The sequence below is a fragment of the Flavobacterium sp. LC2016-01 genome (genome assembly GCF_009711135.1).
In the GTDB taxonomy this organism is placed as follows: Bacteria; Bacteroidota; Bacteroidia; order Flavobacteriales; family Flavobacteriaceae; genus Flavobacterium.
In genome coordinates, this window is sequence record NZ_WMIC01000001.1 from 519,685 (window position 1) to 543,992 (window position 24,308).

The 24,308-nt window shown below is 33.7% G+C and carries 23 protein-coding genes; 13 read left to right on the top strand and 10 right to left on the bottom strand.

Going from position 1 to position 24,308, the window contains the following annotated elements:
* Positions 1 to 7: 7 nt before the first annotated feature.
* Positions 8 to 490, top strand: a complete 483-nt coding sequence (locus tag GKZ88_RS02315) for a DUF5606 domain-containing protein (RefSeq protein ID WP_155100785.1) — start codon at positions 8 to 10, stop codon at positions 488 to 490.
* Positions 491 to 588: 98 nt separating this feature from the next.
* Complete coding sequence (gene mazG, locus GKZ88_RS02320) at positions 589 to 1,359, top strand: nucleoside triphosphate pyrophosphohydrolase (RefSeq protein ID WP_155100786.1); 771 nt, start codon at positions 589 to 591, stop codon at positions 1,357 to 1,359.
* Here the strand turns inward: mazG and GKZ88_RS02325 are convergent, their stop codons facing one another.
* Positions 1,360 to 2,040, bottom strand: a complete 681-nt coding sequence (locus tag GKZ88_RS02325; RefSeq protein ID WP_155100787.1) for a Crp/Fnr family transcriptional regulator — start codon at positions 2,038 to 2,040, stop codon at positions 1,360 to 1,362.
* Between the two features lie 205 nt (positions 2,041 to 2,245).
* Here GKZ88_RS02325 and GKZ88_RS02330 point away from each other — a divergent pair, with 205 nt between their 5' ends.
* The 8 genes from GKZ88_RS02330 (at position 2,246) to GKZ88_RS02365 (ending at position 10,881) form a co-directional block, all read left to right on the top strand.
* Entirely contained in the window at positions 2,246 to 4,630 is a 2,385-nt protein-coding gene (locus GKZ88_RS02330) for a heavy metal translocating P-type ATPase metal-binding domain-containing protein (RefSeq protein WP_155100788.1), read from the top strand.
* A 120-nt stretch (positions 4,631 to 4,750) separates the two neighbouring features.
* The gene (gene ccoS, locus GKZ88_RS02335) at positions 4,751 to 4,942 is read left to right on the top strand and encodes a cbb3-type cytochrome oxidase assembly protein CcoS (RefSeq protein ID WP_155100789.1); all 192 of its coding nucleotides are present in this window, start codon (positions 4,751 to 4,753) and stop codon (positions 4,940 to 4,942) included.
* 2 nt (positions 4,943 to 4,944) lie between these two features.
* Positions 4,945 to 7,134 carry a cytochrome-c oxidase, cbb3-type subunit I gene (ccoN, locus tag GKZ88_RS02340; protein ID WP_155100790.1) on the top strand — a complete coding sequence of 730 codons (2,190 nt, stop codon included), beginning with the start codon at positions 4,945 to 4,947 and terminating at the stop codon, positions 7,132 to 7,134.
* Positions 7,135 to 7,138: 4 nt separating this feature from the next.
* Entirely contained in the window at positions 7,139 to 7,315 is a 177-nt protein-coding gene (locus GKZ88_RS02345) for a CcoQ/FixQ family Cbb3-type cytochrome c oxidase assembly chaperone (protein ID WP_035648546.1), read from the top strand.
* An 18-nt stretch (positions 7,316 to 7,333) separates the two neighbouring features.
* A complete protein-coding gene (locus tag GKZ88_RS02350; RefSeq protein ID WP_155100791.1) occupies positions 7,334 to 8,287 on the top strand; it encodes a cbb3-type cytochrome c oxidase N-terminal domain-containing protein in 954 nt (317 codons plus the stop codon).
* 5 nt (positions 8,288 to 8,292) lie between these two features.
* Positions 8,293 to 9,711, top strand: coding sequence for a cytochrome c oxidase accessory protein CcoG (gene ccoG, locus GKZ88_RS02355; RefSeq protein ID WP_155100792.1), 1,419 nt, complete (start codon positions 8,293 to 8,295; stop codon positions 9,709 to 9,711).
* Positions 9,712 to 9,722: 11 nt separating this feature from the next.
* Positions 9,723 to 10,172 carry a FixH family protein gene (locus GKZ88_RS02360; RefSeq protein ID WP_155100793.1) on the top strand — a complete coding sequence of 150 codons (450 nt, stop codon included), beginning with the start codon at positions 9,723 to 9,725 and terminating at the stop codon, positions 10,170 to 10,172.
* A gap of 7 nt (positions 10,173 to 10,179) precedes the next feature.
* Positions 10,180 to 10,881 (top strand): sulfite exporter TauE/SafE family protein, encoded by a 702-nt coding sequence (locus GKZ88_RS02365; protein WP_155100794.1) that lies wholly within the window; start codon positions 10,180 to 10,182, stop codon positions 10,879 to 10,881.
* On the opposite strand, the gene hemN is transcribed toward GKZ88_RS02365, so the two are convergent.
* The 8 genes from hemN to prfB all read right to left on the bottom strand — a co-directional run bounded on the left by hemN (position 10,878) and on the right by prfB (position 18,718).
* Complete coding sequence (gene hemN / locus GKZ88_RS02370) at positions 10,878 to 12,242, bottom strand: oxygen-independent coproporphyrinogen III oxidase (protein ID WP_155100795.1); 1,365 nt, start codon at positions 12,240 to 12,242, stop codon at positions 10,878 to 10,880. The genes GKZ88_RS02365 and hemN overlap by 4 nt on opposite strands.
* 117 nt (positions 12,243 to 12,359) lie before the next feature.
* Positions 12,360 to 12,836 carry a hypothetical protein gene (locus GKZ88_RS02375; RefSeq protein ID WP_155100796.1) on the bottom strand — a complete coding sequence of 159 codons (477 nt, stop codon included), beginning with the start codon at positions 12,834 to 12,836 and terminating at the stop codon, positions 12,360 to 12,362.
* A gap of 114 nt (positions 12,837 to 12,950) precedes the next feature.
* Positions 12,951 to 13,298: a hypothetical protein gene (locus GKZ88_RS02380; protein WP_155100797.1), complete on the bottom strand. Its 348-nt coding sequence runs from the start codon at positions 13,296 to 13,298 to the stop codon at positions 12,951 to 12,953.
* 115 nt (positions 13,299 to 13,413) lie between these two features.
* Positions 13,414 to 13,836 carry a DoxX family protein gene (locus tag GKZ88_RS02385; protein WP_155100798.1) on the bottom strand — a complete coding sequence of 141 codons (423 nt, stop codon included), beginning with the start codon at positions 13,834 to 13,836 and terminating at the stop codon, positions 13,414 to 13,416.
* Between the two features lie 123 nt (positions 13,837 to 13,959).
* Positions 13,960 to 15,588 carry a carboxyl transferase domain-containing protein gene (locus GKZ88_RS02390; protein ID WP_155100799.1) on the bottom strand — a complete coding sequence of 543 codons (1,629 nt, stop codon included), beginning with the start codon at positions 15,586 to 15,588 and terminating at the stop codon, positions 13,960 to 13,962.
* A 161-nt stretch (positions 15,589 to 15,749) separates the two neighbouring features.
* Complete coding sequence (gene lpxD / locus GKZ88_RS02395) at positions 15,750 to 16,748, bottom strand: UDP-3-O-(3-hydroxymyristoyl)glucosamine N-acyltransferase (RefSeq protein ID WP_155100800.1); 999 nt, start codon at positions 16,746 to 16,748, stop codon at positions 15,750 to 15,752.
* Positions 16,749 to 17,084: 336 nt separating this feature from the next.
* Positions 17,085 to 17,531: a peptide-methionine (R)-S-oxide reductase MsrB gene (msrB, locus tag GKZ88_RS02400; RefSeq protein ID WP_155100801.1), complete on the bottom strand. Its 447-nt coding sequence runs from the start codon at positions 17,529 to 17,531 to the stop codon at positions 17,085 to 17,087.
* A gap of 88 nt (positions 17,532 to 17,619) precedes the next feature.
* Positions 17,620 to 18,718, bottom strand: a protein-coding gene (gene prfB, locus GKZ88_RS02405) for a peptide chain release factor 2 (RefSeq protein WP_155100802.1) whose coding sequence is annotated in 2 segments (ribosomal slippage) — positions 17,620 to 18,654 and positions 18,656 to 18,718 — 1,098 coding nt in all. Because the reading frame shifts where the segments join, the coding sequence is not laid out codon by codon here.
* Positions 18,719 to 19,096: 378 nt separating this feature from the next.
* Between prfB and GKZ88_RS02410 the strand changes: the two genes are divergently transcribed.
* The gene (locus GKZ88_RS02410) at positions 19,097 to 20,116 is read left to right on the top strand and encodes a GntG family PLP-dependent aldolase (protein ID WP_155100803.1); all 1,020 of its coding nucleotides are present in this window, start codon (positions 19,097 to 19,099) and stop codon (positions 20,114 to 20,116) included.
* A gap of 260 nt (positions 20,117 to 20,376) precedes the next feature.
* Here the strand turns inward: GKZ88_RS02410 and GKZ88_RS02415 are convergent, their stop codons facing one another.
* Positions 20,377 to 20,697 (bottom strand): YbaB/EbfC family nucleoid-associated protein, encoded by a 321-nt coding sequence (locus tag GKZ88_RS02415; RefSeq protein ID WP_155100804.1) that lies wholly within the window; start codon positions 20,695 to 20,697, stop codon positions 20,377 to 20,379.
* Between the two features lie 143 nt (positions 20,698 to 20,840).
* Between GKZ88_RS02415 and GKZ88_RS02420 the strand changes: the two genes are divergently transcribed.
* Both GKZ88_RS02420 and GKZ88_RS02425 read left to right on the top strand, forming a co-directional pair.
* Positions 20,841 to 22,901, top strand: a complete 2,061-nt coding sequence (locus tag GKZ88_RS02420) for a S9 family peptidase (RefSeq protein WP_155100805.1) — start codon at positions 20,841 to 20,843, stop codon at positions 22,899 to 22,901.
* A gap of 70 nt (positions 22,902 to 22,971) precedes the next feature.
* On the top strand, positions 22,972 to 24,012 hold the full coding sequence (locus GKZ88_RS02425) for a cysteine synthase family protein (protein ID WP_155100806.1): 1,041 nt from the start codon (positions 22,972 to 22,974) through the stop codon (positions 24,010 to 24,012).
* Positions 24,013 to 24,308: the final 296 nt, after the last annotated feature.

Sequence of the window (24,308 nt, forward strand, 5' to 3'; positions counted from 1 at the left end):
ATACAACATGAATTTAGACAAAATTTTAGCCATTTCAGGGAAACCAGGTTTATATGTACTAAAAGTGCAAACTCGTACAGGTTTTGTGGCGGAATCATTAACAGACGGAAAAAAAATCACAGTAAACTTAAAAAGTAATGTAAGTTTATTGTCAGAAATTTCAATTTATACATACGAAGGCGAAAAACCATTAACTGAAGTAATGCAAAAAATTGCAGCTAAAGAAAATAAAGGTCAAGCTATTTCACATAAAGAAGATAATGCTAAGTTAAGTGCTTATTTTAAAGAAATTTTGCCAGAATATGATGAAGAAAGAGTTTATCCATCTGATATTAAAAAAGTATTAAATTGGTACAACACACTTCAAGCAAAAGGTTTAGTTACTGATTTAGCTCCTGCTCCAGCAGAAACAGCTGAAGAGGCTCCTGCAGTTGAAGAAAAAGCTAAAAAAGCACCAGCTAAAAAAGCAAAAGCAAAAAAAGAAGAATAGAAAATTCTTCTTTCAAATATATTAATCCTGTTGAGATGTTTTCTTGACAGGATTTTTTACTTTTACAGTATTCGGTTACTATTCAAAAAAAATTAAAAATGAGCAAAGAACTTCAGCTTAAAGCTTTCGAAAGATTATTAATAATCATGGATGAACTTCGCGAGCAATGTCCGTGGGATAAAAAACAGACGCTTCAGACTTTGCGCCATTTGACAATCGAAGAAACCTATGAACTTGGAGATGCAATTTTAGATAATGATTTAAACGAAGTTAAAAAGGAACTTGGTGATTTGCTGCTCCATATTGTTTTTTATGCCAAAATTGGCTCAGAAACCAATGATTTTGATATGGCTGATGTCTGCAATGAAATCTGTGATAAATTAATTCATCGTCATCCGCATATTTACAGCGATACTGTTGTAAAAGATGAAGAAGAAGTAAAGCAGAACTGGGAAAAACTTAAACTCAAAGAAGGCAAGAAATCTGTTTTAGAAGGAGTGCCAAAAAGCCTTCCCGCTTTAGTAAAAGCAAGCCGAATTCAGGACAAAGTAAAAGGCGTTGGTTTTGACTGGGAAGAACCGCATCAGGTTTGGGATAAAGTTCAGGAAGAGTTAGAAGAACTTCAAGTGGAAGTTAAAACGGGTGATCAGGATAAAATTGAAGCCGAATTTGGCGATGTTTTATTCTCCATGATCAATTACGCCCGATTTTTAAATGTAAACCCAGAAGATGCATTAGAGCGCACGAATAAAAAATTCATTAAGCGTTTTCAATACTTAGAAAGCAAAGCTGGTGAATTAGGAAAACCTTTGTCAGAAATGACGCTGGCAGAAATGGATGTTTTTTGGAACGAAGCTAAAAAGCTCTAATTATTCCGCCATTTTTTTTAATGCTCGGACATCTTTCAGCATAATTTTTTTTCCAACAAGTTCAATCAGTTCTAATTTATTAAAATCAGATAAAAGGCGAATACAGCTTTCAGTTGCGGTTCCAATTATTCCTGCAAGTTCTTCTCTTGTAAGCTGTACTTTTAAAGTTTTGTCTGGATTTTCTCCAAATTCATCATGAAGCTGTAATAATGTTTCGGCTAAACGCTGTTTTACGGTTTTTTGAACTAATGCAATTTTATCGTTTTCTGATTCTTTAAGATCTTCACAAATGGACTGCATTAAATTAAGTGAGAATTGATTGTTGTTATTGAAAAAATGGATGATTTCAGATTTCGGAATAAAGCAAACTTCCATATCAGCGATTGCTTTTGCAGATAAATTTGCAGGTTCATTGCTGATCATAGAGCGCTGTCCTAATAATTCGCCAGATTTTACCAATTTTACAATTTGGTCCTTTCCATTAGCGCTTAATTTAGATAATTTTCCAACGCCATCTTTTATACAAAATACGCCATTCGTAACTTCTCCTTCTTCAAAAATAGCTTCTCCTTTTTTAATTGAATAACTAGTTTTACTATTTGCTAATTTTACAACTTCCTCTTTATTAAGGGCTTTTAAAGACGACAATTGGCGTACAATACATTGATCACATTTATTCATCGCAAAAATAATTTAGTGCAAAATTAACTAATATTCGTGTTTTACAGCCCTGTTTTCTCTTAAAATATGCAGAAAAATTTTACGAACGTAATTTGACTATTTTATTTCATTAAATTAGAATTGGATTTCATTTTCATATGATAATTGTCATATTTAAACTAAAATCTTATTTGGAATATTTGTTACATTAAAAAAGAAACAAATTATGACTGAGCAGAGCTGTTTTCATTGCGGGATTGACATTCCTAAAAATGAAGAGATCAATTTTGATGAAAAAAAGTTTTGTTGTGCCGGCTGTAAAACGGTTTATGAGATTTTTAGTCTGCATGATTTGACCTGTTATTATGATTTCGAAAAATCGCCAGGCGCTACTCCTCAGGATATTCAAGGAAAGTATGATTTTTTAGATAATGAAGCAATTTCATCCAAAATAATCGATTTTCAAGAGGGAAATACTGCTATCGTTTCTTTAAGTATTCCGCACATACATTGCAGTTCATGTATTTGGATTCTAGAAAATCTCAACAGAATTCAGTCAGGAATCAGCATTTCTCAAGTTAATTTTCCAGAAAAAAAAGTCCGAATTACTTTCAACTCAGATCTTGTTTCGCTTAAATCTATTGCTTATTTGCTAAGTTCGATAGGTTACGAACCTTATATAAGTCTCGAAAATTACGAAACCGGAAAAAGCAGTGTTGACAGAAGTTTGACTTATAAACTTGGAGTTGCTTTCTTTTGTTTTGGAAATATCATGTTGCTTTCATTTCCAGAATATTTTGAAATCAAGGAATATTGGCTAGATAATTACAAGCCGTTTTTCAGGATTTTGATTTTTTTATTGGCTTTGCCGAGTTTTCTTTATTCAGCTAGCGGTTATTATGTATCAGCTTACAAAAGTATTAAATCAAAAATGCTGAATATTGATATTCCGATTGCATTGGGGATTATTGTAATGTTTATTAGAAGTACGTTTGATATTGTCATGAATTACGGAGGCGGTTTTTTTGACAGTCTTACGGGTTTGGTATTTTTTATGCTTCTCGGAAAAATGTTCCAGATTAAAACCTATGGTTTTTTGAGTTTTGAAAGAGATTTTAAATCCTATTTTCCAATTGCGGTTACCAGAATTAATCAAGATACCTCTGAAGAAAGTGTGCCGATTTATGATGTCTTAAAAGGAAATAGATTATTGATCAGAAATCAGGAATTGATTCCGGTTGATGGTATTTTAATCAGCGAAAAAGCTGAAATTGATTATAGTTTTGTTACTGGAGAAGCAGTTTCAATAACAAAAAAATCGGGTGATAAAGTTTTTGCCGGCGGAAAACAAATTGGAAAAGTAATTGAAATGGAAGTTTTACATTCGGTTTCACAAAGTTACCTGACGCAGTTATGGAGCAACGAAATTTTTCAGAAAAAGGTAATTCAAAAACACAAAACGATAACCGATAAAATCAGCCGTTATTTTACTCCTATATTATTGCTTATTGCTTTTGCCGGATTTGGATATTGGATATTTATAGATGCAAATACGGCATTTAATGTTTTTACTGCAGTATTAATTGTTGCTTGTCCATGTGCCCTTGCGCTTACAGCTCCATTTACTTTTGGAAATATCCTAAGAATTATGGGCAAACAAAAAATGTATCTTAAAAATGCGTTGGTCATTGAACAATTAGCCAAAGTTGATACAATTGTTTTTGATAAAACTGGAACAATCACAACAAATAAAAAATCAAATATTGTTTATGAAGGAATTGTGATTTCTGATGAAAATAAGATTTTGCTGAAAAATGTACTGCGTGCATCAAATCATCCTTTAAGCAGAATGCTTTATGATTTTTTGCCAGAAACAAAACGAATTAAAATTGATGAATTTGAAGAAATAACGGGAAAAGGAATTTTGGCTTTCGCCGAAAATAAAACGATTAAAATTGGTTCGGCAGTATTTGTTGAAAGTCCAGATTCAGATTCGTCAGAAATTGAGAAAACAGCCCTTCATATTAAAATTGGAGATGTTTATTTTGGACGATTTAATTTTCAAAACCAATATAGAGATGGTCTTGCAACGTTATTTTTAAATTTAAGCAAAAACTACAAGTTAAAAGTACTTTCAGGAGATAATGACGGAGAAAGGTCAAATCTTGAAAAAATCTTGCCTACAGGAACTGAACTTATATTTAATCAGAAACCTGAACAAAAGCTTGAATTCATTAAAAAACTTCAGGAAAGCGGGCTAAATGTGATGATGGTCGGCGATGGTTTAAATGATGCTGGAGCATTGGCGCAAAGCAATGTTGGGGTTTCTATTTCTGAAAATGTCAATGTGTTTTCGCCAGCTTGTGATGCGATCTTAGATGCTAATGAATTTTCCCGATTGAATTATTTTTTAAAGCTTTCTCAAAAATCGATCTTGATTATAAAAATGAGTTTTGCTTTATCTCTTCTTTATAATGTTGTCGGACTTGGTTTTGCGATAACAGGTAATTTACTTCCGTTAGTGGCAGCGATTATTATGCCATTAAGCACAATTACTATTGTAAGTTTTGTGACTTTTATGTCTAACTATTTCAAAAACAGTAATTTGTAGTAATTATAAGTAATTTATAAATAATTTTTTACTAAATTTAACATTGGTCTTTTGACTATGATAATTATCATATTTTATGCAATACTAACCAGTTAATTTTGTTAACATAATTTTAATGGTATGAGTGTAATTTATCTATTAATCTCAGTAAGTATTTGCGTAGCAATTGGCTTCTTCATTGCTTTTATTATCGCTGTCAAATCTGGACAGTATGATGATGACTATACGCCCTCAGTCAGAATGCTTTTTGATGATGAGACAAAAAATATTCCCCAGCAAAATAATTCACCAACCGAAGAAAAACAAGTTTAATTATGGAAATGGAACAGTTTTATTACGACAACAAAATTGTAAAAAAATTCATTTATGCCACTATTCTTTTTGGAGTAGTAGGTATGTTAGTGGGGCTGACCTTAGCGGTTATGTACCTTTTTCCCAACATGACAGATGGGATTTCGTGGCTTAGCTACGGCCGATTAAGACCTTTGCATACTAATGCAGTTATTTTTGCCTTTGTCGGAAATGCTTTTTTTGCGGGTTTATATTACTCGCTGCAGCGTTTGCTGAAAGCCAGAATGTTTAGTGATTTTTTAAGTAATCTGCATTTTTGGGGCTGGCAGTTAATCATTGTTGCTGCCGCTATTACATTGCCCTTAGGTTATACTTCATCAAAAGAGTATGCTGAGCTGGAATGGCCTATTGATATAGCAATTGCTTTAATTTGGGTTGTAATGGGGATCAATATGATCGGTACAATGTTGCGCAGAAGAGAAAGGCATTTATACGTTGCTATTTGGTTTTATTTAGCCACTTTCGTAACAGTTGCTGTTTTGCATATTTTCAATAATATCGAATTGCCAGTTTCTGCATTAAAAAGTTATTCTGTTTACGCAGGTGTTCAAGATGCGCTGGTACAATGGTGGTACGGTCATAATGCTGTTGCATTTTTCTTGACAACGCCATTTTTAGGAATGATGTATTATTTTATTCCTAAAGTTGCCAACCGACCTATTTATTCTTATAGATTGTCTATTATTCACTTTTGGTCATTAATTTTCATCTACATTTGGGCTGGACCTCATCACTTATTGTATTCAGCTTTGCCAAACTGGGCTCAGAATTTAGGAGTTGTGTTTTCAGTAATGCTAATTGCTCCATCTTGGGGAGGTATGATCAACGGACTTTTAACGTTGAGAGGTGCTTGGGACAAAGTTCGTGAAGAACCAGTTTTAAAATTTTTCGTTGTAGCTATAACAGGTTACGGAATGGCGACTTTTGAAGGTCCGATGCTTTCTTTCAAAAATGTAAATGCAATTGCGCACTATACAGACTGGATTATTGCACACGTACACGTTGGAGCATTAGCATGGAACGGATTTATGTCATTTGGTATTATCTATTGGTTAATTCCACGTATGACAAAACGTACTTTGTTTTCTAAAAAACTGGCTAATTTCCATTTCTGGATTGGAACTTTAGGAATTATATTATATGCATTGCCAATGTATGTTGCAGGTTTCCAGCAGGCATCTATGTGGAAACAATTTAATCCAGACGGAACTTTAACGTACGGAAATTTCCTTGAAACAGTTACTGCAATTATGCCTTTATACTGGATGAGAGCAATTGGAGGCACTTTATATCTAATTGGAATGCTGACATTGGTTTATAATATTATAATGACGATAAAAGCAGGAGATACAATTGAAGACGAATTGGCACAAGCTCCAGCATTGCAAAGGATAAGCAATAATAGATTAAGCGGAGAAAAATTCCATACTTGGTTAGAAAGAAAACCTATTCAATTAACCATTTTAGCTACGATTGCAATTTTAATTGGAGGTATTATTCAAATTGTACCAACAATTATGGTTAAAACGAATATACCGAACATTACAAGTGTAAAACCTTATACACCTTTAGAACTTGAAGGACGTGATTTGTATATCAGAGAAGGATGTGTAGGTTGTCACTCACAGTCAGTTCGACCATTTAGAAGTGAGGTTGAAAGATATGGACCTCAATCAAAAGCTGGAGAATTTGTTTACGATCATCCATTTTTATGGGGATCAAAACGTACTGGTCCAGATTTATTGAGAGTAGGAGGAAAGTATAATGACAACTGGCATTTTAATCACTTATGGAATCCGCAAAGCACTTCTGCCGGTTCAATTATGCCAGGTTACAAGTGGTTATTTGATAATAAACCATTGGATATTTCATTGACTCAAAAGAAAATGCAGGCGATGGTTACACTTGGTGTACCATATTCAGAAGCTGAAATTGCAAACGCTCAGAAAACATTGAGAGATCAAGCCGTAAAGATTGAAAAAAGCTTAGAAAACGACCCTGATTTCGTGAAAAGTTATAACGACAGTAAAAAGAAGGCTGCTGCTAAAGGCGAACAATTTGTTCCAATGAATGAAAGAGAAATTGTTGCTTTGATTGCCTATATACAAAGACTTGGTACTGATATTAAAGTAAAAGATACTGCTAAAAAATAAGGTTATGTTTGAACAGATAAAACACAATATGGAGACAATATCGGGTATAGAAATTTACCCGATTCTTTCTCTCTTGATCTTCTTTTTATTTTTTGTTGGATTGGCCTTTTGGGTGTTTTCATATAAAAAAGACAAGATTAAAGAAATGAGTGAAATTCCTTTAAACGAGGACTTGGTATAATTTCAAAAGATAAATAAAATGAAAAAGTTTTTCCCAGTATATGTAAGAGTACCACTTATTTTCTTCATCGGTTTTGCTTTGATGGAGTATTTTATTGATTCAGGTGATAAACCGGCATTTATAAAATTCCCAATGGTTTCTGTTTTCTTAGCAGTATTTCTATTTGTTTTAATTGCAATTGAAATTACGCTCAGCGCAGTTAATCGAGTGATGTATCATTTAATTTCACCTGAAGAAAAAGCTAAATTGGAGTACGAAAATAGTCTTAGTTTAAGTGAAAGCACTTGGTTTAAAGAACTGATGCAAAAGCTTACAAAAACGTCGCCAATTGAAAAAGAAGGTGATTTGTTGATGCATCATGATTATGATGGAATCAAAGAGCTTGATAATAATTTACCGCCTTGGTGGGTATATTTATTTTACATCACGATCCTTTTTGGAGCTGTTTACCTTGTTCGTTATGAAATTCTTGGTGCAGATGATCAGGAAACAGAACTTAAAAAAGAAATGGCTCAAGCTAAAATTGATGTAGATGAATACCTGAAAACAGCACCAGATTTAATGGATGAAAAGACAGTTGTTTTACTTACAGATGATGCAAGTTTAGCAGCAGGTAAAGAAATTTTCATGACAAACTGTGCGGCATGTCACAGAGCAGATGCTGGAGGTCAGATTGGACCAAATTTAACCGACGACAAATGGATTTTAGGTGGTGGTATCAAAAATGTTTTCCATACCATTACAAATGGTGGACGTGACGGAAAAGGAATGGTTTCTTGGAAAACAAACGGTATGAAGCCAAAAGATATTCAAAAAGTGGCTAGTTATATACTTTCTTTACAAGGAAGCAATCCTAAAGATCCTAAACCAGCCGAAGGTGAAGTTTGGGTCGATGAAAGTGCTCCCAAAAAAGATGCTACAGCTACAACAGCAACAACTAGCCCAAAAGATAGTACAGAAGTAAAAAAATAAGAATCATGTCAAATTTACCAGACGAAGCTTTTAGAGATACCATCGGAACTATTGATGAAGGCGGTAATCGAAAATTTATTTTTCCTAAAAAACCGTCTGGTAAGTTCTATGATTACAGAAAGATTGTCAGCTATGTTTTGTTGGCCATCTTAGTTGCAAATCCATTTATTAAAATCAACGGAAATCAATTTATGATGTTCAATGTTATGGAACGTCGTTTTAATATTTTTGGTTTTCCGTTTTGGCCGCAGGATTTCTATCTTTTTGTGATCTCAATGCTGGTAGGTGTTGTTTTCGTCATTTTGTTTACGGTCGTTTTTGGAAGAATTTTTTGTGGATGGATTTGTCCGCAGACTATTTTTTTAGAAATGGTTTTCCGCCGAATTGAATATTGGATTGATGGTGACCGAGGTTCTCAAGCACGTTTAGCCCGACAAGAATGGAATGCTGAAAAAATTAAAAAAAGACTCTTTAAATGGACGGTTTTCTTTTTGATTTCTTTTGGCATTGCAAATGTGTTTTTGGCTTATTTAGTAGGCAGTGATCAGTTATTTTTAATGATGGAGCAAGGTCCAGTAAAACAGGCAAGCAATTTTATAGCACTGCTTATTTTTACTAGTGTTTTTTACTTTGTTTTTGTTTGGTTTCGTGAACAGGTTTGTATAATTGCCTGTCCTTACGGCCGACTTCAGGGGGTTCTTCTCGATAATAAATCCATCAATGTAGCATACGATTTTGTTCGTGGTGAAAAGGAAGAGGGACGAGCAAAATTCAATAAAAAAGAGGACAGAGCTTTAACAGGAAAAGGAGATTGCATTGATTGTCTTCAATGTGTACATGTCTGTCCAATGGGGATTGATATTCGAAACGGAACTCAGTTGGAATGCACTAATTGTACGGCTTGTATCGACGAATGTGATCATATAATGGAAAGTATTGGCTTGCCAAAAGGGCTTATACGCTATGCTTCTGAAGATGAAATAACAAAAAAAGAGCCTTTTAGATTTACAAACCGAATGAAAGGCTATACTGCTGTTTTATTTATTTTACTGAGTGTTTTTGTTGGAATGCTGTTTTTAAGAACTAATGTTGAAGCAATTATTTTACGTTTGCCAGGACAATTATTTCAGCATAAAGGAGATAAAATAAGCAATGTTTATACCTACAAGATTGTCAATAAAACAATGAACGACTATAATGACATTCATTTTGAATTGATTGATCAAAAAGGTGAAATAAAAAATGTGGGGAATACTCACTTCAAAATTAAAAGAGAAGAAACTGCCCAAGGAACACTTTTTATAGAAATTAATGAAGCAATTTTAGAAAGCGATAAAACAACAGTTAAAATTGGTGTTTATAACGGCAATGAATTGCTGGAAACTACTAAAACAAACTTTTTAGGTCCGCGAAGTTTTAATTAAAATACAAGATTATGAAAATAAATTGGGGAACCGGAATTGTAATAGCCTTTGCTCTTTTTATGAGTTTTATATTGTATTTCGTTTTTGAAGTACAGTCAAATGCAAAATATGATAATGATTTAGTTGTCGAGGAATATTACAAGCATGATTCACATTTTCAAGAGGAGATGGCACGTGTTCAAAACGCACATGATTTACAGCAAAAACCGTCTATTACCTTTGGTGATACTGGTGTGAAAGTTGTATTTCCGGCAACTTTTGAGAGTGATAAAATAACAGGGAATATTTTGTTGTACCGCCCTTCAAATAAAAAATTTGATTTTAATACTAAAATTGCCTTAACAAATTCAGCTTTATTTATCCCGAAAGATAAATTGATCAAAGGGCGTTGGGATGTTAATATGGAATGGCAGTATAACGGAAAAAGGTACTTGAGTAAAGAAGTAATTTACGTAAACTAATTTACAAATGTTATATTCAGCATTCATATTAGGTCTTATCAGCAGTCTGCATTGTGTTGGAATGTGTGGGCCTATTGCTGTAATGTTGCCAGTTGATCATCATAATGAAGCTAAAAAGGTTACTCAGATTGTCACGTATCATTTAGGACGTCTGACAGCTTATGCAACAATAGGTTTGATTTTTGGTTTGCTGGGACGTGGTTTCTTTATGGCAGGAATACAACAGAAAATATCAATTTTCATTGGTATTGCAATGATAGCAGTTGTATTGATTCCTGAAAAAACATTTTCTAAATACAACTTTTCAAAGCCTGTTTACAAAGTAATTTCAAAAATTAAATCAAGTTTAGGAAGCCAGTTTAAAAAGAAAAGTTACAAATCACTTTTTATAATAGGTTTATTAAATGGTTTTCTTCCATGCGGAATGGTTTATGTGGCGTTGTTTGGTGCAATCGCCATGCAAAGTGCCAATTTGGGAGTGCTTTATATGTTGCTTTACGGCTTAGGAACTATTCCTTTAATGACGATTGTGGTTTACATTAATTCATTATTAAAACTGTCTTTCCGAAATAAAATTCAAAAGGCAATTCCTTTTGTAGCTGTTTTTATAGGCGTATTATTTATTTTGAGAGGCTTAGGTTTAGGAATTCCATATCTGTCGCCATCAAATATGAGTTTATTTGTGCAGGAGACTCCTAATTGTCATTAAACAGTCATCGAAAACAAGTTTGTTTCCGGTGATTTTCTTTTTAAGTGCAAATCAAAAGCCATACAGATATTGCGGACAAATGGTCTTCCGGCTTCAGTAATTTTAATTCTGTTATCTTCAATTACAATTAATTCGTCGTTTTCTATTTCTTTTAGGGCTAAAAGAACCTCTGGTAATTCTTTAAAATATAAAGATTCGCTGTTCCAGGAAGTTTCAAGCTCACAAGTTAGATTTAAGATATGTTTTCTAATAATTAAATCTTCATCACTTAAAATATGCCCTTTTACGACTGGCAATCGATCTGATTGTAGAATTTGATAATAATCTTCAAGATTCTTAGTGTTTTGCGCAAAACTATACCAGCTGTCACTGATTGAGGAAACCCCTAAACCAATCATAAGCTGCGTTTTTGATGCACTGTATCCCATGAAGTTTCTATGCAGTTTTTTAGAGTGAGCCGCTTGAAACAAACTATCTGATGACTGCGCAAAATGATCCATACCAACTTCATGATATCCATTTGCTGAAAGAAGTTTTTTTCCGATTTCATAAAGCATCCTTTTTTCGGCGTCTTTTGGCAGGTTTTCTTCATTAAAGCCTCTCTGTCCGTTGCCTTTTATCCAAGGAACATGAGCGTAACTGTAAAATGCTAATCGGTCTGGTTTTAATGAATTTGTTTTTTCAATCGTATCTACAATATTTTCGATAGTCTGAAATGGAAGCCCAAAAATGATATCGTGGCCAATTGATTTATAACCAATTTCTTTTGCCCAAAAAGTTACTTTTGCAACATTGTGAAAAGGCTGTATGCGATGAATGGCTTTTTGAACTTTTTCGGCATAATCCTGAACTCCAAAACTTACTCGGCGAAAGCCTAAATCATATAATTTTTTAAGCTGTTCGTAAGTGGTGTTATTAGGATGTCCTTCAAAACTGAATTCGTAGTTTTCAGCTTTATCGGCTAACTTAAAGATTCCATTTATTAGGTTTTCCAAATTAGAAACCGAAAAAAAAGTGGGTGTTCCTCCGCCTAAATGAATTTCTTTGATAAGAGGTTTTTCAGGAAGAAGTCTGCAGTAAAGACTCCATTCTTTTAAAACTGCATTTATATAAACTTCTTCAACAGAATGATTTTTTGTAATTCGTTTATTGCATCCGCAAAAAGTACACATGCTCTCACAAAATGGCAAGTGAATGTATAAACTGATTCCATTTTGAGTATTGCTTTCGGAAAATGATTTTTGAAAAGATGCCGTCCATTTTTCTAAATTAAAATCGGCTTCATTCCAGTATGGAACTGTTGGATAACTTGTATATCTTGGACCTGGGACGTTATATTTTTGAGTCAGCGAAATTTTCATAAAATAAAACATTTTGAGAGGTATCAAAATTACTTTACTCGTTTAAAAATTAAAATGATAAATATCATATAAATAAAAAGAGACTCAATATTTGAGCCTCTTTTCTGAATTAAATAACTAACGTGAAATAGAATCTTGGATGATTTTAAGCCATTTTTTTGCAAAAATATGATCTTGATAAGAGCTGATCTGCTTGATGCGGTCATCATCAAAATCATAGAATGGTATTGTGATTTTTTTAGAAATTTCTTTTTCTTGGAATTCAAAATCAATTTTTAGAATTGTATCTGAGTTTCCATCTGTAGTCAAAACCAATTTGCAGGAGGAAACACTTTTTAAATCAATAAAGGTTGATTCTTGCTGATTTGGATTGAAATTCATTAAAATAAATCTCCTGTTTTTTTGATCTATAGTAAGCGTTTTGTTGCTTTGTGATTCGGTTAGATCAAAATCTTCAGGATGCGATGCATTGAATTTCTTTTTGATATTTAAAATTTTAGATTTATTTGCAGCGCTCGATCGTGCTGAAAAATAGACCGGAATAGCGACAATGACTGCAATCACTAATCCAATTATGGTTACACTTGTTTCCATTTTTGATTTTTTAATTTGATAAACAATATGAAATTATAAACAGTTTTCGGGCTGAAAACGGTTTAAAGACGCAAGAAAGAAAGGATTTCTTTCTAATTAAATTTCAGGGTTTATTTACCAAAAAAAATGGAAAGCATAGAGCATTAATGAGATTTTCTTGCTCTGTGTTGAAAATTGACGTGTAAAATTAAATGAAGATTTAACCGCTTCATGCTGCGGAATGACTGCTATTAACGAATCAAACCATTTTATTACAACTGGATATTCTGTTTTAATGCTTGCAGCAAATTGATAACTGGCTTGTGGCTGGATAAACGCAGAGGAATCTGGAATATCTTTGGAGAAATTGGTGTCCGTCTTTTGGCTTTCACTTATTTGCATAGGAACGTCTTTTGCCTGAGCAGCAAAGAAGCCAATAATCAAAAGTGAAATAAATAAAACCGTCTTACGAATCCAATTCATGAGGCGAATTTAGTTCATAAAACAGAATAAAAGAAATTTTAGAGTATTAATTACTTCTTAAAAATGCTCTTTTGCTTTATCCTCAGCTTAAATAAAGGCTGAGGATAGAGGTATTTTATTGCTGCATTTTAAAGTAATAATCGGCAGAATGCTTTCCCCCGCCATAAAAAAGAAAGAAAATGCAAATCAGTAAAACTGTTATTGCAAGAAATAAGCTTTCAGAATGCATTCGTCCCATGAAATTAACTAAAACTGCTCCAAAAAGTATAGGCAGCTGTGCAGCAATTGCCCATCGTGTGAGCAGACCGAAAACGATCATTATTCCTCCAATCATATGCGCAGGCGCAATATAATGCAGCAGAAACATGCCGCCTCCAAACTGATCGATTGGAGAAATTAAATCATGCAGATATTGAACGTTAGTTACAAATGAAACTCCTTTCATAAATAAAAAAACACCCAATACAATACGTACTAAATCTACTGGTAAATAAGTGTGCGAATTTGCCCATTTATTCAAGCTTTTTACATTTTCCATGACATTACGTGATTAAAAATTGTTTATTAAAATTACAAAATTTTAATAACATATTTAATAATAAGTCCTTGAAAATGAGTTTTTTGGTATTTGCTTGTCTTATTTTGAGAATTTCGGAACGCTTTAAACCTGAATTACACCCAAATTGAACGGTTTTTGAATAGGAGCGTGGTTTGCTGCTTCAATTCCCATTGAAATCCATGTGCGTGTATCTAAAGGATCAATAATAGCATCTGTCCATAATCGTGAGGCTGCATAATAAGGTGAAGTCTGCTCATCGTATCTTGCTTTAATCTTATTGAATAGTTCTGTTTCTTTGGCTTCGTCAACAAGTTCCCCTTTTGCTTTAAGCGAAGAAGCTTCTATTTGTGCCAATACTTTTGCTGCCTGTGTACCGCCCATAACAGCAAGTTCTGCGCTTGGCCAAGCAAAAATTAATCTAGGATCATAGGCCTTTCCGCACATTGCATAATTTCCGGCACCATATGAATTACCGACAATTATAGTAAATTTTGGAACAACAGAATTACTGACAGCATTTACCATTTTAGCGCCGTCTTTAATAATGCCGCCATGTTCAGATTTAGAACCCACCATAAAACCAGTAACATCTTGTAAAAATACAAGCGGAATTTTCTTTTGATTGCAATTTGCTATAAAACGTGTTGCTTTGTCGGCACTGTCAGAATAAATAACACCGCCAAATTGCATTTCACCTTTTTTGGTTTTTACTACTTTTCGCTGATTAGCAATAATTCCAACTGCCCAGCCGTCAATTCTGGCATAACCGGTAATCAATGATTGGCCGTAACCTTCTTTATAGGCTTCAAATTCTGAATTGTCAACCAAACGATTAATGATTTCCATCATATCGTATTGCTCATTTCGAGCTTTTGGCAAAATTCCGTAAATATCTTTTGGTTCAAGAGCAGGTTTTTCTGCTTTTATTCGGTTGTAGCCAGCTTTATCAAAATCACCAATTTTATCTACTATATTTTTGATTTTATCTAGAGCATCTTTATCATCTTTAGCTTTATAATCTGTAACACCTGAGATTTCGCAATGTGTTGTTGCGCCTCCTAAAGTTTCATTATCAATAGTTTCTCCAATTGCAGCTTTGACCAAATAACTTCCGGCAAGAAAAATACTTCCAGTTTTATCCACAATTAAAGCTTCATCACTCATAATTGGCAAATAGGCCCCTCCTGCAACACAGCTTCCCATAACGGCTGCAATTTGAGTAATTCCCATACTGCTCATTTGAGCATTGTTTCTAAAAATTCGTCCAAAATGTTCTTTATCCGGAAAAATTTCATCCTGCATTGGCAGATAAACTCCTGCACTGTCAACTAAGTAAATAATTGGAAGTCGGTTTTCCATTGCAATTTCTTGCGCTCGCAGGTTTTTCTTTCCTGTAATTGGAAACCAAGCTCCCGCTTTAACAGTGGCATCATTTGCGACAACAATACATTGTTTTCCTTTAATGTAACCAATTTTGACAACAACACCGCCAGACGGACATCCTCCGTGTTCCGCGTACATGCCATCGCCGGCAAAACCTCCAATTTCAATATTTTTTGAATTTTCATCCAATAGATAAGCGATTCTTTCACGAGCTGTCATTTTTCCTTCAGCATGCAGTTTTTCGATACGTTTTTCGCCTCCGCCTAATTTGACTTTAGCAAATTTTTGTTTTAATTCTGAAAGGAGTAATTTATTGTGATCTTCGTTTTTATTGAAGTTTAAATCCATGATATAATATTGATTTTACAAAATAGTGTTGGCTAATTTACAAAATCAATTGAAATAAATCGAATGTTTTGAAAATGTCTAATTTTAAATTTTAATGAGATTAGGGCATAAAAAAAACAGAAGGTTTCGCTTCTGTTTTTGTATAATTGATTAAACTGTGATTATTTTTTTGGACTGCAGACCATTTGTTTCAGCATTGCCCATTGCTTTAGAGCATCTCGAGCTTCAACCGCTGGATAACCCAGCATTGTTTTCCCTGCCGGAACATCTCCCGTAACACCAGATCCGGCACCAATTACAGCTCCATCTCCAATATTGGTATGATCTTTTATGGATGCGCTTCCGCCAATGATAACGCCATTTCCTAAAGTTACAGAACCTGCTAAACCGCTGTTTCCAGCCATAATGCAAAATTTCCCTAATTTGCTGTTGTGTCCAATTTGAACTAAATTGTCAATTTTACAGCCGTCACCCAGAATTGTAGAACTGAATTTTCCGCGGTCAACACAAGTATTTGCGCCAATTTCAACACCGTTTCCTATAATTACATTTCCAATCTGCGGAATTTTCACAAGTCCGTTTTCTTTACAAGGACGAAATCCGAAGCCATCAGCACCAATAGTTGCATTTGGGTGAATAATACAGTCATTTCCAATATGACAACGCTCACGAACAACCGTTCCAGGCCAAATTATTGTGTTTTTTCCAATAGTGCATTCGTCCAAAATTGTCACATTTGGATATATAGTCGCATTAGCTCCAATTTCAACTTTTGGTCCAATATAACAGCCAGCGCCAATTTTGGCTCCATCTGCAATTATTGCTGTTTCGTCAATAGTAGCTGTTTTGTGAATGTTGGTGCGAAATATTGGAGTAGGAGGAGCAAAAAGAGCAAGAATTTGAGACATGGCTAAATCGGCATTTTTTACTTTAATAAAAGCGCGATTTTCTCCTGGCTCTATTGAGATATCTTCATTTACAACTGCAATAGAAGCATTTGAAGCTGACCAATGTTTTTCATATTTTTTATTACCAATAAATGAAATTTGCGAAGTTGTTGCTTTTTCCAGTTGCTCGGTTGCAGTAATACTTTGAGAAGTTGTGCCGTATATCACGCCATTAATTACTTCGTTAATCTCTTGAATTGAATAGGATTTCATTTATTGTATGTAATAGTATTTGGGGTTAATTTTTGCCAAATAAAATAAAATACATTTTAATTACCTAATATTTTTATTGGGTTTATTGAAAGATATTTATTATAATAGTTTAAATATTACAAAATTAACATTTTAGATATTAAAATTTTGTTTGTTTTGCAATTTCATGGGTAGTATTTGTATGGGTTTATGTTGCTTATAAAGAAGTATTTAGGCTTTTTTTGACAGAGATGTAAAAGTTTTTTTATTGATAAGCACTAACTTACATTTTTTTTGTTAATGACCTAAGCATCAAAAAAAAACGATTCACTTTTTAAAGGAATCGTTTTTCTATTTTTAGTCTTTAATTTTAGATAAGGAAACTGCATTTATGCAATAACGCAGACCGCTTGGAGGCGGACCATCTGGGAAAACGTGTCCTAAATGTGCGTCACAAACGTTGCACACAACCTCAACGCGAATCATTCCGTATGATTTATCGGCATTATACCCAATTGCATTCTCTTTAATTGGCTGTGTAAAAGAAGGCCATCCGGTTCCTGATTCAAATTTTTCACTTGCATCAAACAGTACGGTTCCGCAGCATTTGCATTCGTAAATTCCAGGATCAAATAAACTGCATAATTCTGAGCTGAAAGATCGTTCAGTTCCTTTTAAACGTGTAACCTGAAATTCTTCCGTTGTAAGAAGCTGTTTCCATTCTTCTTCCGTTTTTTCAACTCTATTGTCTGGAGCTGGATTTCCTTTATTTGTAAAATGAATTACATCGGCCCATTTTATCATAACTATTTAGTTTTAAAGTTTCAAATTTCAGGTTTCAAGTTTACTGTGACTGCAAACTGTGACTGAATACTATAAATCTGAACACTGTTTACTCTTCCTCTTTCTGTCCCATCATCATTAGATAGGCTTTCAGAAAAGCATCAATATTTCCGTTCATTACGCCGTCAACATCGCTGGTTTCATAGCCAGTTCGAACGTCTTTTACTAATTTATAAGGTTGCATTACGTAATTACGAATTTGCGAACCCCATTCAATTTTCATTTTTCCGGCTTCAATATCAGCACGTTGTGCTTGTTGCTTTTTTAACTCAATTTCATACAATTGAGAACGAAGCATTTGCATAGCACGTTGTCTGTTGTCTTGCTGCGAACGAGTTTCAGAACATTGAATCTGAATTCCGGTTGGTTTGTGAACCAGCTGTACTTTAGTTTCAACCTTATTTACGTTCTGTCCACCAGCACCACTTGAGCGCGAAGTTGTAATTTCGATATCAGCAGGATTAATGTCGATTTCGATACTATCATCAACAAGCGGATAAACATAAACCGATACGAACGAAGTATGACGTTTTGCATTACTGTCAAAAGGAGAAATTCTGACCAAACGGTGAACACCATTTTCGCCTTTTAAATAACCAAAAGAATAATCACCTTCAAATTCTAAAGTCACGGTTTTGATTCCGGCAACCTCACCTTCTTGAAAGTTAAGTTCTTTTATTTTATAACCGTAACTTTCTCCCCACATCATGTACATACGCATCAGCATTCCGGCCCAGTCACAGCTTTCAGTTCCTCCGGCTCCGGCCGTAATTTGAACAACTGCACTCAGACTGTCACCTTCATCAGAAAGCATGTTTTTAAATTCGATGTTTTCAATGTGCGCTTGTGCTCCACTGTATTGCTCATCTAATTCTTCTACAGAAAGTTCTCCTTCTTTATAAAAATCATAAGCAAGCTGAAGCTCATCAGTAAGTTCGACAGCTTTATCATAATCTTCAATCCATTTTTTCTTGTTTCGAAGATTTTTTACGATGTTTTCTGCTTCTTTGGCATTATTCCAGAAATCTGGAGCAAAAGTTTTTTCTTCTTCGTTTGCAATTTCGATTAGCTTGGCATCAACGTCAAAGATACCTCCTCAACGCACCAAGGCGCTCCACAATACCTTTTACTTGTTCGGCTGTTGTCATAAATTAATAAGTAGTTTTAAGATGTTTTTTGTAGAGATTACATTCATTTGCTTATGTAATTTCGTTCTACAAAAATAAGATTTAGTTTTTAGAATACAGCAATAAATTTAGAATACAGCCATTCGCACCTAAATGATTAAAGACTAGTAGTTTTGCCTAGTTTTTTTGTTTTCCAAAAGATGCTGTTTCTCATCAAATAAAATAGTTTCTAAACTTGGCGCTCAATTTTTGAATTATTAATGTTAGTTTTATATGTTTTTTATAAATATTACGTTAATTTGGTTGTATAGTAATCGAAAGTTAAAATTTATGAAAACTTACGATTAATAAATAACAGTAATATGTAATTTTGCTGTCCAAAAAAGATATTAGTTTTATATGGAAATAAATTTAATTAGCGATACCATTACAAAACCTACATATGAGATGCTGCAATATATGTTTAACGCACAAGTTGGTGATGACGTATACAAACAGGATCCTACGGTTATCGAATTAGAAACAAGAGTAGCCGAATTTTTTGGTATGGAAGCTGGACTTTTTTTTCCGTCGGGAACTATGGCAAATCAAACCGCTATTAAACTTCATACACAGCCTGGCGAGCAGTTAATTGCCGATAAATATGCTCACGTTTTTCATTATGAAGGAGGAGGAGTTTCTTTCAACAGCGGTGTTTCATGCTGTTTGTTAGATGGCGACCGAGGCATGATCAACGCATCTCAGGTTGCGGCAGCAATCAATGACCCAGAATTTTATCACAGTCCGTTAACGAGTTTGGTTTGTGTAGAAAATACAACAAACAAGGGAGGCGGTGCCTGCTACGAACTTGAAGATTTAAGAGATATCAAAAAAGTATGTGATGCCAATAATTTAAAGTTTCACCTAGATGGAGCAAGAATTTGGAATGCATTAGTGGCTAAAAGACAAAATCCAAAGGAATTTGGAGCTATTTTCGATACAATATCAGTTTGTTTATCTAAAGGTTTGGGTGCTCCAATTGGTTCTGTTTTGCTTGGAAGCAAAGCTGATATCCATAGAGCGTTGAGAATCAGAAAGATATTAGGAGGAGGAATGCGTCAAGTTGGTTATTTGGCAGCAGCGGGATTATATGCTTTGGCAAATAATATAGAACGATTAGCTGAAGATCACAGAAGAGCTAAGGAAATAGGAGCTATTTTAAGTACAAAATCTTGGGTTTCAAGTGTAGAACCGGTGGAAACTAATATTTTAATTTTCTCTTTGGCAGAAGGCTACAGCGATCAGCTTTTAATCGAAAAATTAAAACAGAAAAATATATTAATAAGCTCTTTAGGACGCAACAAACTAAGAATTGTGACACATTTAGATTATAAAGAAGTGATGCACACGTATGTTATGGAGACTTTTTCGAAAATCTAAAAAAGATGCTAAGGTTCTAAGTTGCTAAGATTCTAAGGTTTTTCCTTTGTGAAAAAAAAAAGACGCACTTGTGCGTCTTTTTTTTTTAAAACTCAGTCTCTATAAAACTCAGTCTCTATAAAACTCAGTCTCTATAAAACTCAGTCTCTATAAAACTCAGTCTCTATAAAACTTAGAACCTTAGTATCTTAGAACCTTAGTATCTTAGAACCTTAGTATCTTAGAACCTTAGTATCTTAGAACCTTAGCATCTTAGAATCTTATTTAAAAAGATTATCCATTCCAGGAATCATCGGCATATCCATTTTTGCAACAGCATCAAGTTCTCTTTCATTTACGCTTGTTGCTCTTTCAATTGCTTTATTTAATGTTACAATTAAGTAATCTTCCAGTTGTTCTTTATCTTCTAAAAGAGAGTCATCAACAGAGATTGTTTTTATTTTTCTATTTGCCGTAATTGTTATCTTCAATAATCCGTCAGCGCTTTGTTCGTCAATCAAAACAGTATCCAAGCGTTTCTTTGTATCTTCAATTTTTTGCTGGGTTTCTTTAAGTTTACCCATCATTCCCATTAAATCCATTTTTCTTGATTTTTTAAATTATTTAAGACAAAATTAGTATATTGCTATGGTAAATCAATAGAATATTTTATGAAAAAATTAATTTTCGTTCCTTTTGATTGTACTACTTTTGCTCCTTCGTATTTAAAATAAATGCTCAATCAATGCAAAATAATATAATGGCTCCAGAAGCCAAGGAAATTCAGAAGAAACTTAAAAAACATAAAGAGACCAGAATTGATAATTACTTTTGGCTAAATGACCGCGAAAATCCAGAAGTTATTGATTATCTAAATAAAGAAAATGATTATTATCAAAGTATGACGGCTCATACTAAAGATTTGCAAGAATCTTTATATGAGGAAATGAAGGGCAGAATTAAAGAAGACGATTCGTCTGTTCCTTATTTTTATAATGGCTATTTTTATATTACACGTTTTGAAACAGGTCAGGATTATCCAATTTTTGCCAGAAAAAAAGAAAGTCTTTCTGCAGAAGAAGAAATTTTGTTCAACTGCAACGAATTGGCAAAAGGTCATGCTTACTTCAAATTAGGAGGTTTAAGCATTAGTCCAGATAATAAATTTGCCAGTTTTGGAGTAGATATTGTTGGAAGAAGAATTTATACCGTTCAAGTTAAAAATTTGGAAACAGGAGAAATCTTGTCAGACAAAATTGAAAATGCCACAGGAAGTTCGGTTTGGGCAAATGATAATAACACTTTGTTTTACACCAGACAAGATGAAGTTACTTTAAGAGCAGATAAAATTTTCAGACATAAATTAAATACAGATTCTAAAGACGATGTTTTGGTTTACAATGAAACAGACGATACTTTTAATGTTTCTGTTCACAAAGAAAAATCTAAAAAATATATTGTAATCAGTTCAGGAAGCACTTTGACAACTGAATACCGAATTTTGAATTCTGATAATCCAGACGGAGAGTTTGAAGTTTTTCAGACCCGTGTGCGCGGATTAGAATATAGTATTTCACATTTTGAAGATTCGTTTTATGTTTTGACTAATAAAGATAAAGCGACCAATTTTAAATTGATGAAAACGCCTGAAAACAAAACAGGCAAAAGAAACTGGGTAGATGTTATTCCGCACAGAGAAGATGTTTTGCTGGAAGATATTGAAATCTTTAAGAATTACTTAGTTGTTGAAGAACGCTCAAACGGATTGAATCATATTCGAATCATGCCTTGGAATGGAGAGCCAGATTATTATCTGCCATTTGGAAGCGAGACTTATAATGCTTATACAACAACAAATATTGATTTTGATACCGATATTTTGCGTTACAGTTATCAGTCGCTTGCAACGCCATCGTCTGTAATTGATTTTAATATGAAAACTAAAACCAAAGAGATCTTAAAAGAACAGCAGGTTTTAGGAGGAAAATTTGATAAAGAAAATTACATTGAAGAGCGTGTTTGGGCAACAGCTAGAGACGGTGCAAAAGTGCCAATTTCGATGATTTACAGAAAAGGACTAGAGAAAAATGGCAAAAATCCGCTTTTATTGTATGCATATGGTTCGTACGGAATTACTATGGATACTTATTTCTCTTCCACAAGACTTTCGCTCTTAGACCGCGGATTTGTTTACGCCATCGCTCATATACGTGGTGGAGAAGACTTGGGAAGACAATGGTATGAAGACGGAAAACTGTTAAAAAAGAAAAATACCTTTACAGATTTCATCGATTGCTCTAAATTTGTAATAAACGAGAAATACACATCTTCTAAACATTTGTATGCAGAAGGAGGATCAGCAGGAGGACTTTTAATGGGAGTTATCATAAATGAAGCGCCTGAATTATACAACGGAGTAATTGCTCAGGTTCCTTTTGTTGATGTTATTACAACAATGTTAGATGATACAATTCCGTTAACAACTGGAGAATACGATGAATGGGGGAACCCAAACAATAAAAAATACTATGATTATATGTTGTCGTACTCACCGTATGATAATGTAAAAGCGCAAGATTATCCAAACATGTATGTATCTACAGGATTGCACGATTCTCAGGTACAATATTGGGAGCCTGCCAAATGGGTCGCCAAATTGCGAAATATGAAGACAAATGAGAAACTTTTGTTTTTAGATACCAATATGGATGCCGGACATGGCGGAGCTTCAGGACGTTTTGAGGCTTTGAAGGACTTAGCAAAAGAATTTAGTTTTTTATTAGATTTAGAGAAAATTAAAAGCTAATTAGAAAAATTTTGTTAAATTTGCAACCTATCGGGGGTTTTAAAAAAAACCTTTGATTAACTATTTTTTTATGAAAGAAGAAATAAATGCTTATAATAATGTTTTAGAATTAATAGGTAACACCCCACTTATTAAGCTAAATAAAATCACCGAAGACTTAGAAGGAAATTTCTACGCAAAGGTAGAAGCTTTTAATCCAGGTCATTCCTCAAAAGATAGAATCGCGTTATATATTATTGAAGAAGCTGAGAGAAAAGGAATTTTGTCGCCAGGGGATACGATTATTGAAACTACATCGGGAAATACGGGATTTAGTTTAGCAATGGTCAGCATTATTAAAGGTTATAACTGTATTTTAGCCGTAAGTTCAAAATCATCAAAAGATAAGATTGACATGCTGAGAAGCCTAGGAGCAAAAGTTTATGTTTGTCCGGCGCACGTTTCAGCAGATGATGAAAGATCTTATTACAATGTAGCAAAGCGCTTACACGAAGAAACAAAAGGTTCTGTTTATATCAATCAATATTTCAATCAGTTAAATATTGATGCACACTACAATAGTACAGGCCCGGAAATCTGGGAACAGACAAAAGGAAAAATCACACACTTAATTGCTTGCAGCGGAACAGGAGGAACAATTTCTGGAACTGCAAAATTCTTAAAAGAGCAAAATCCTAATATTAGAATTTTGGGAGTTGATGCTTTTGGTTCAGTGTTAAAGAAATACCACGAAACAAGAGAATTTGACAATAAAGAAATTTACCCATACCGTATTGAAGGTTTAGGAAAGAATTTAATTCCGTCAGCGACTGATTTTGATATTATCGATAAATTCATGAAAGTAACCGACGAGGAAAGTGCTCATTCTGCACGAGAAATTACTCGTAAAGAAGGTTTATTTGTTGGATATACTTCTGGAGCAGTAATGCAGGCGATTAAACAATATGCAGAAGAAGGCGAGTTTACAAAAGATAGTAACATTATTGCTATTTTCCCTGACCACGGCTCTCGATATATGAGTAAAGTATTTAGCGATGACTGGATGAACGAACAAGGATTCTTTGACAGTGTTAACGAAGAAGAAGCTCAAAAAATTGAATTTGTAAAGTAAATAAAAAGACTTTTTAATATACAGAAACTCCATCCTTGTGATGGAGTTTTTTTTTGCACATTAGATTAAAGGAATTTTTGAAAACTTAGAAAATACATAAAAATTGCATAAAAAACGGATTTATAAAAATCATGTAATTATTATAAATACCGTATTTATACGTAAGAAACTTTGAGTTTGATTGAACTAATAATATTATTTTAATAATATTAATGAGAGTATAAAAAAAATGCAATTGATCGCTAAAAATCATCAGTTTTTGTTATTTAAACGATTATTTAGGTTAGTTATCGAAA

Bases quoted from the DNA above. Each gene is read 5' to 3' on its own strand.
- GKZ88_RS02315 (WP_155100785.1), top strand. From the start codon at position 8: ATGAATTTAGACAAAATTTTAGCCATTTCAGGGAAACCAGGTTTATAT.
- mazG (WP_155100786.1), top strand. From the start codon at position 589: ATGAGCAAAGAACTTCAGCTTAAAGCTTTCGAAAGATTATTAATAATC.
- GKZ88_RS02325 (WP_155100787.1), bottom strand. From the start codon at position 2,040: ATGAATAAATGTGATCAATGTATTGTACGCCAATTGTCGTCTTTAAAA.
- GKZ88_RS02330 (WP_155100788.1), top strand. From the start codon at position 2,246: ATGACTGAGCAGAGCTGTTTTCATTGCGGGATTGACATTCCTAAAAAT.
- ccoS (WP_155100789.1), top strand. From the start codon at position 4,751: ATGAGTGTAATTTATCTATTAATCTCAGTAAGTATTTGCGTAGCAATT.
- ccoN (WP_155100790.1), top strand. From the start codon at position 4,945: ATGGAAATGGAACAGTTTTATTACGACAACAAAATTGTAAAAAAATTC.
- GKZ88_RS02345 (WP_035648546.1), top strand. From the start codon at position 7,139: ATGTTTGAACAGATAAAACACAATATGGAGACAATATCGGGTATAGAA.
- GKZ88_RS02350 (WP_155100791.1), top strand. From the start codon at position 7,334: ATGAAAAAGTTTTTCCCAGTATATGTAAGAGTACCACTTATTTTCTTC.
- ccoG (WP_155100792.1), top strand. From the start codon at position 8,293: ATGTCAAATTTACCAGACGAAGCTTTTAGAGATACCATCGGAACTATT.
- GKZ88_RS02360 (WP_155100793.1), top strand. From the start codon at position 9,723: ATGAAAATAAATTGGGGAACCGGAATTGTAATAGCCTTTGCTCTTTTT.
- GKZ88_RS02365 (WP_155100794.1), top strand. From the start codon at position 10,180: ATGTTATATTCAGCATTCATATTAGGTCTTATCAGCAGTCTGCATTGT.
- hemN (WP_155100795.1), bottom strand. From the start codon at position 12,242: ATGAAAATTTCGCTGACTCAAAAATATAACGTCCCAGGTCCAAGATAT.
- GKZ88_RS02375 (WP_155100796.1), bottom strand. From the start codon at position 12,836: ATGGAAACAAGTGTAACCATAATTGGATTAGTGATTGCAGTCATTGTC.
- GKZ88_RS02380 (WP_155100797.1), bottom strand. From the start codon at position 13,298: ATGAATTGGATTCGTAAGACGGTTTTATTTATTTCACTTTTGATTATT.
- GKZ88_RS02385 (WP_155100798.1), bottom strand. From the start codon at position 13,836: ATGGAAAATGTAAAAAGCTTGAATAAATGGGCAAATTCGCACACTTAT.
- GKZ88_RS02390 (WP_155100799.1), bottom strand. From the start codon at position 15,588: ATGGATTTAAACTTCAATAAAAACGAAGATCACAATAAATTACTCCTT.
- lpxD (WP_155100800.1), bottom strand. From the start codon at position 16,748: ATGAAATCCTATTCAATTCAAGAGATTAACGAAGTAATTAATGGCGTG.
- msrB (WP_155100801.1), bottom strand. From the start codon at position 17,531: ATGATAAAATGGGCCGATGTAATTCATTTTACAAATAAAGGAAATCCA.
- GKZ88_RS02410 (WP_155100803.1), top strand. From the start codon at position 19,097: ATGGAAATAAATTTAATTAGCGATACCATTACAAAACCTACATATGAG.
- GKZ88_RS02415 (WP_155100804.1), bottom strand. From the start codon at position 20,697: ATGGATTTAATGGGAATGATGGGTAAACTTAAAGAAACCCAGCAAAAA.
- GKZ88_RS02420 (WP_155100805.1), top strand. From the start codon at position 20,841: ATGCAAAATAATATAATGGCTCCAGAAGCCAAGGAAATTCAGAAGAAA.
- GKZ88_RS02425 (WP_155100806.1), top strand. From the start codon at position 22,972: ATGAAAGAAGAAATAAATGCTTATAATAATGTTTTAGAATTAATAGGT.